Source organism: Bacillus sp. JJ722, assembly GCF_036963345.1.
Classification (GTDB): domain Bacteria; phylum Bacillota; class Bacilli; order Bacillales; family DSM-1321; genus Bacillus_AD.
On record NZ_JBALMO010000300.1, the window covers coordinates 845 to 5,393 of the forward strand.

Annotated in this window: 6 protein-coding genes; all 6 read right to left on the reverse strand. The window is 30.3% G+C overall.

The features are described from left to right. Positions 1–398 precede the first annotated feature (398 nt). The gene (locus V7014_RS24380; RefSeq protein ID WP_335511229.1) at positions 399–584 is read right to left on the reverse strand and encodes a hypothetical protein; all 186 of its coding nucleotides are present in this window, start codon (positions 582–584) and stop codon (positions 399–401) included. A 22-nt stretch (positions 585–606) separates the two neighbouring features. Next, complete coding sequence (gene sinI / locus V7014_RS24385; RefSeq protein WP_335511230.1) at positions 607–765, reverse strand: DNA-binding anti-repressor SinI; 159 nt, start codon at positions 763–765, stop codon at positions 607–609. Positions 766–1,689: 924 nt separating this feature from the next. Next, on the reverse strand, positions 1,690–2,028 hold the full coding sequence (locus V7014_RS24390; protein ID WP_335511238.1) for a helix-turn-helix domain-containing protein: 339 nt from the start codon (positions 2,026–2,028) through the stop codon (positions 1,690–1,692). Between the two features lie 129 nt (positions 2,029–2,157). After that, entirely contained in the window at positions 2,158–3,471 is a 1,314-nt protein-coding gene (locus V7014_RS24395; RefSeq protein ID WP_335511232.1) for a uracil/xanthine transporter, read from the reverse strand. Positions 3,472–3,762: 291 nt separating this feature from the next. Continuing rightward, on the reverse strand, positions 3,763–3,948 hold the full coding sequence (locus V7014_RS24400) for a hypothetical protein (RefSeq protein WP_335511234.1): 186 nt from the start codon (positions 3,946–3,948) through the stop codon (positions 3,763–3,765). Positions 3,949–4,063: 115 nt separating this feature from the next. Continuing rightward, positions 4,064–4,288, reverse strand: coding sequence for a hypothetical protein (locus V7014_RS24405; RefSeq protein WP_335511237.1), 225 nt, complete (start codon positions 4,286–4,288; stop codon positions 4,064–4,066). Positions 4,289–4,549 lie beyond the last annotated feature (261 nt).

The window sequence follows — 4,549 nt, forward strand, 5'->3', positions numbered from 1 at the left end:
CATCCAACCCCCCCTCACACTACACTCTTGACGACCCGCGTCTAAGGTTTGTTCCAACCCACAGTGTAATCGAGTGCCTCCTTTGATAACGGTAAGGAGACATCACCGTTAGTGTTCTTTATCTAACACTTGGTCGTTCTTAATAAAGAACATAAAGAGCAAAAAAAATTACGCTTTATCTGAATCACCAAACCAACCTTATTGTTTGTTTATTTTCAGTAAATAAATCTAGTTTTAATGTTTAAGAGTTATATGTTTTATATTCTTATAGAAACATTTAAAGACTTATTCTATAAAAATTCAATAAATTTAACTAACATTTCAATATAAAGAACATCACCACCTAATTAATAAAAACCTTCTTTCTGACCTAGAACCTACTTCCCCTGGATAGCATTCTATTGATTTCTTTGCATAAGTAAAATATCTAGTTTTGTTTCAATTCGATTCAACGTTTTCAAAAGGTCTTCTTGATATTCACTTGATTTTTGACTATTTTTTTGACCTATCTCAAACTTATATTGATCTTGATATCTTACTAACTGATTGAACTTTCCGTTGTTTATTTTTTCTGTTTGTTTCAATACATTCACTTCCTTTGAAATATTAATTTAACTTAACAGATTTTGACTCTTCCTTAATTTTATTCTGGTGCGAGTTTTTTATTATATAACTTTTAACTTCTTGAATGGATAAACCATTTTCTTTAGCTTCTTTCATTAATAACAGCCATTCTTTATCAATCTCTTCCTCGATATTGTTCAAGATTCCCATCTCCTTGCACTCCATCCAAATTATTTAAGTACTACGTAAATTCTCTCTCTATAAATGTATACTTTTTTAGTTGTATGTAGATAGATATTTAATTTGTTCTTTATTGAGAACAACTTTCACAAAGACTATTATATGGCTAAATTTGTTAATATTCAATACATTTATAAATAATTAACAAATATTTCTGAATTATTTATTCAAAAAAACAGCTAATAGTCGATTTTTAACGATTATATCTATTGATAGTCGAATTTTCCACCTTCAAAATATCTATTTTTTCCAATATATAGATATTAAAGCTTACAAACTAAATTCATATTTTCACCCATTTCATGTCGAAAACTGTCACTATACCTCCTACCCATATAGGTATATGTAAAATAAAGCTTTCTTCAAGAGTGATAAATAATTTGAATCATTACGATGTCGACTCTTGTCTAATATTATCGTAATATTGTTTAATCCATTAGTATTTTCGAACCAGTCCATTGATAGTGTAATTAAACTATATTATCACAGTGAAAACTAAAAAAATCAAGAAAAATAACTTATTCTTTAGAAAATATTGTAAGAAATACGAGTAGATAGCCATAAGAGTAGTATAGATAATAAAGCCTTCATGAAAACATCCTCGTAAGTTTTTAAAGTTTAAGTAATTTGTAAGTGACACTAAGTATAATAAAAAAACGGGCCTAGTTCGTGTTCCAATTCATTTTTGAAGAAGGAGATAAGCACCATTTATAACCCATTACTTTGTTCATTCTCTTGTAAGAAGGAAAGCAATTCTCACTAGCTATCGCATATACATCACCATAGTTTATTTTCCCTAAACATTAAAAAGACTTAATGGAATGACCCATTAAGCCTATGATATTGTTTATTATACAATTTATAATACTTGTAAGAGTTCTCCTCTTATTCAGAATTATTGTTTTGCTGCCATTTCTGAAATTCAAGAAATTGTTTAAACTGTTCTTTACTCACTCCTGATTCCATAGCCGTTCTTGCTAGTTCAAGCCATTCTTTATCGAGGAGGGTTGATGAATCTTCCGTTTCTTTATCATTTATAAGTTGCTCTACACTAATGCCTAAAACTTTTGATACTTTTTCTAGAAATTGAATGGAAGGATTTATTTGAATTTCTCGTTCTACGGAGGAAATATACGATTTTGCTACTCCCGCTCGATTGGCTACCTCTGTTAAGGATAGCCCATTTTTAAGTCTAAGTTCATGTATTCGTTTACCAATAGCCATTTTATTACTCATTATAATCACCTTTTATTAAAAATCGAACTCCTTTTCAAAATGATAACATAAACACTGAAATTTGAGAATGTTTCTTATTTAATCATTTAGCATACTACTATATCAGCACAAAATAGATCACTTTGATAAACTTCTATTTTCTAACAAATCATATTTAGGCCACTTGACAATTGTTTCTAATATAACTGATATTATTACCCCCATAATTAACCCATTTGATAAGAAAGGTCTAAGGATAACTGGTACACTATTAAATATTTCAGGTGATACATTCATTAGCGACACTCCTACTAGAATTGGTACCGCTATTCGAAATATCGTATTTGAATTAAATGTTTTACCATTTAAGCTGCCATATGCCGTTCCAAAGAGCTGTAAGTATGCGACAAATAATACTGCATTTCCAATTGTAATTGGCATTGTCGCTAAAAATGAAGAAACGAACGGTATTAAACCGATAACTGCTAATATTGCTCCACCCAAAATAAATGGTTTTCGGTCGAAAATTCTGGTACTTAGCAAAAAGCCGATGGATGACGTGAAAGGAGTATAAGGTACCAATCCAAAGCAAGTACCGATCATAGTAAAAATAGAAGTAATAGCCATTGAACAGCGATAGTGTCTGGCACTTCTTTTTTCATTTATTAGTTCTGAACCAGCTTTTATTGATGCCATTGTATTTGTAAGATTTAACATTACTGCAATGAAAGTTATGATGACAATTCCCATTTCAAAATTTGGCTCACCAAGAGGGAAAATTGCAAATGCATTTCCACTAGTTTGTGTAACTTTTGCAATATCATTTGGGAATAACAATGCGTAACTAATCCATCCAATTGCTAAGCCAATTAAAATAGAGAAATTACTTAAAAATTGATTTCCCTTAACTTTTAATATACTAACTAATATAATAACACCAATAGATAATAAACTTATAGGTATATTTATTGTACCTGTTTCATCTATTTTTAGCATCCCTTTAAAAAAAATGAATATCAGTTGGAACGATAGTAAGAATAAATATACTGTTAAGACCATCGGACGAAAAATCATTTCAAGAATATGTACCCAATTCAACGCGGCAAATAACATAGTAGTTAAACTAGCTAATATAATGCCTGTTGCAATTCCACCGCCAACCGTTGATAAATCCAACCCCATCGATGATGCAGAAACACCTAAATTTAAGATAACTCCCCACAATAAACCCGAATGCCCTTCCATCAAAGGGAGCCTATGGCCAAGCCATCCTTGGATCATCCCTGCGACTCCAGTAATTATTAATGAAGTTCGAATCATTGCTTCAACTGTGTGTGCGTCAACTTGAAACACACTAGCTATCGAAATAGGTACTACTATTGTGTTAGCAAAGATAAAGAAAAACCATTGTATTGATGAAAAAAAAGTAAAATACATTTTCCGTTTTTCCATATATACCCTCCCCTCTCATAAAATCATAAATGATTAACAAAATGTTAATATAACTCCCACCATTATATTAAAAATTCTATATTATTGTAGTGTAATACGCTTATATTTTTAGAAAACATTGCCGAATTTTAATAGAAACACAACAATATATTACAACGGACAGTTTTATCTCTTTCTTTTCATCAAATAAGAGGACAACCAAAGTTATCCTCTTCTCTCAGATAAACGCACTCTTTCCATACAAAAATCCCCATCATAGATGAGGATTCATAGTTATTAACTTTACCTATGTTATTCAAATGGAAAATATTCATCATCACTGTTTTGAGATGACTGTATAGCTCCTAAAATTTCTAAACAGGCTGAACTTTCATCTTTAATAGTAGAAGAAATTAAGTCCCTTTCTTCATCGGATGCATAAAACCAATACATTCTAAAAGCCTTTAAGCTTCGAACGGCATTCTTCACATTCTCCATGTTTACTCCTCCTGTATTAGAAAAATAAATCCACCTTATATTGTATGGTCACTTCATAAAAAAAAGTCCTTTCCCAAGGACCTTAAACAAAAATGTAATCTACATATGTACTTTTTTAGAACTTCGTAATGTGGTTATTATTGTTTTGTTCCATTTTTTCAAGTTCAAGTCGTAATTTTTCTGTTTCCATAATGAAGTTTTCTTGCTTAAGCTTTTCCAATTTAATTTGATCTTTCAACACTTCTCGATTTATTTTAGCTTGCTTTTCAAAATGGTTCGTTACAATTGCAATAATGGGGATTGAGAATATTAATACTACCGCTACTAACCCTATCATCATCATTAACTCCTCCTTATATAGTCTACTTTTAATAAGCTTTATCCAATATGTATATTTTTCCACTTACCAATATGGCCTTATATGAAACCTTTTATCATGATTGCTTATAAAAATTATAGACCTTTCCAACCTATTTTTCTATGCATCTACATTATTTTTCGCAAATATTATACTTAAATTACTCATTCTTGTAATTACACCATACTAAATATGTTTTCAACTACTTCATTTATATTATGACTAAAAGTAAGTTTTACTTCT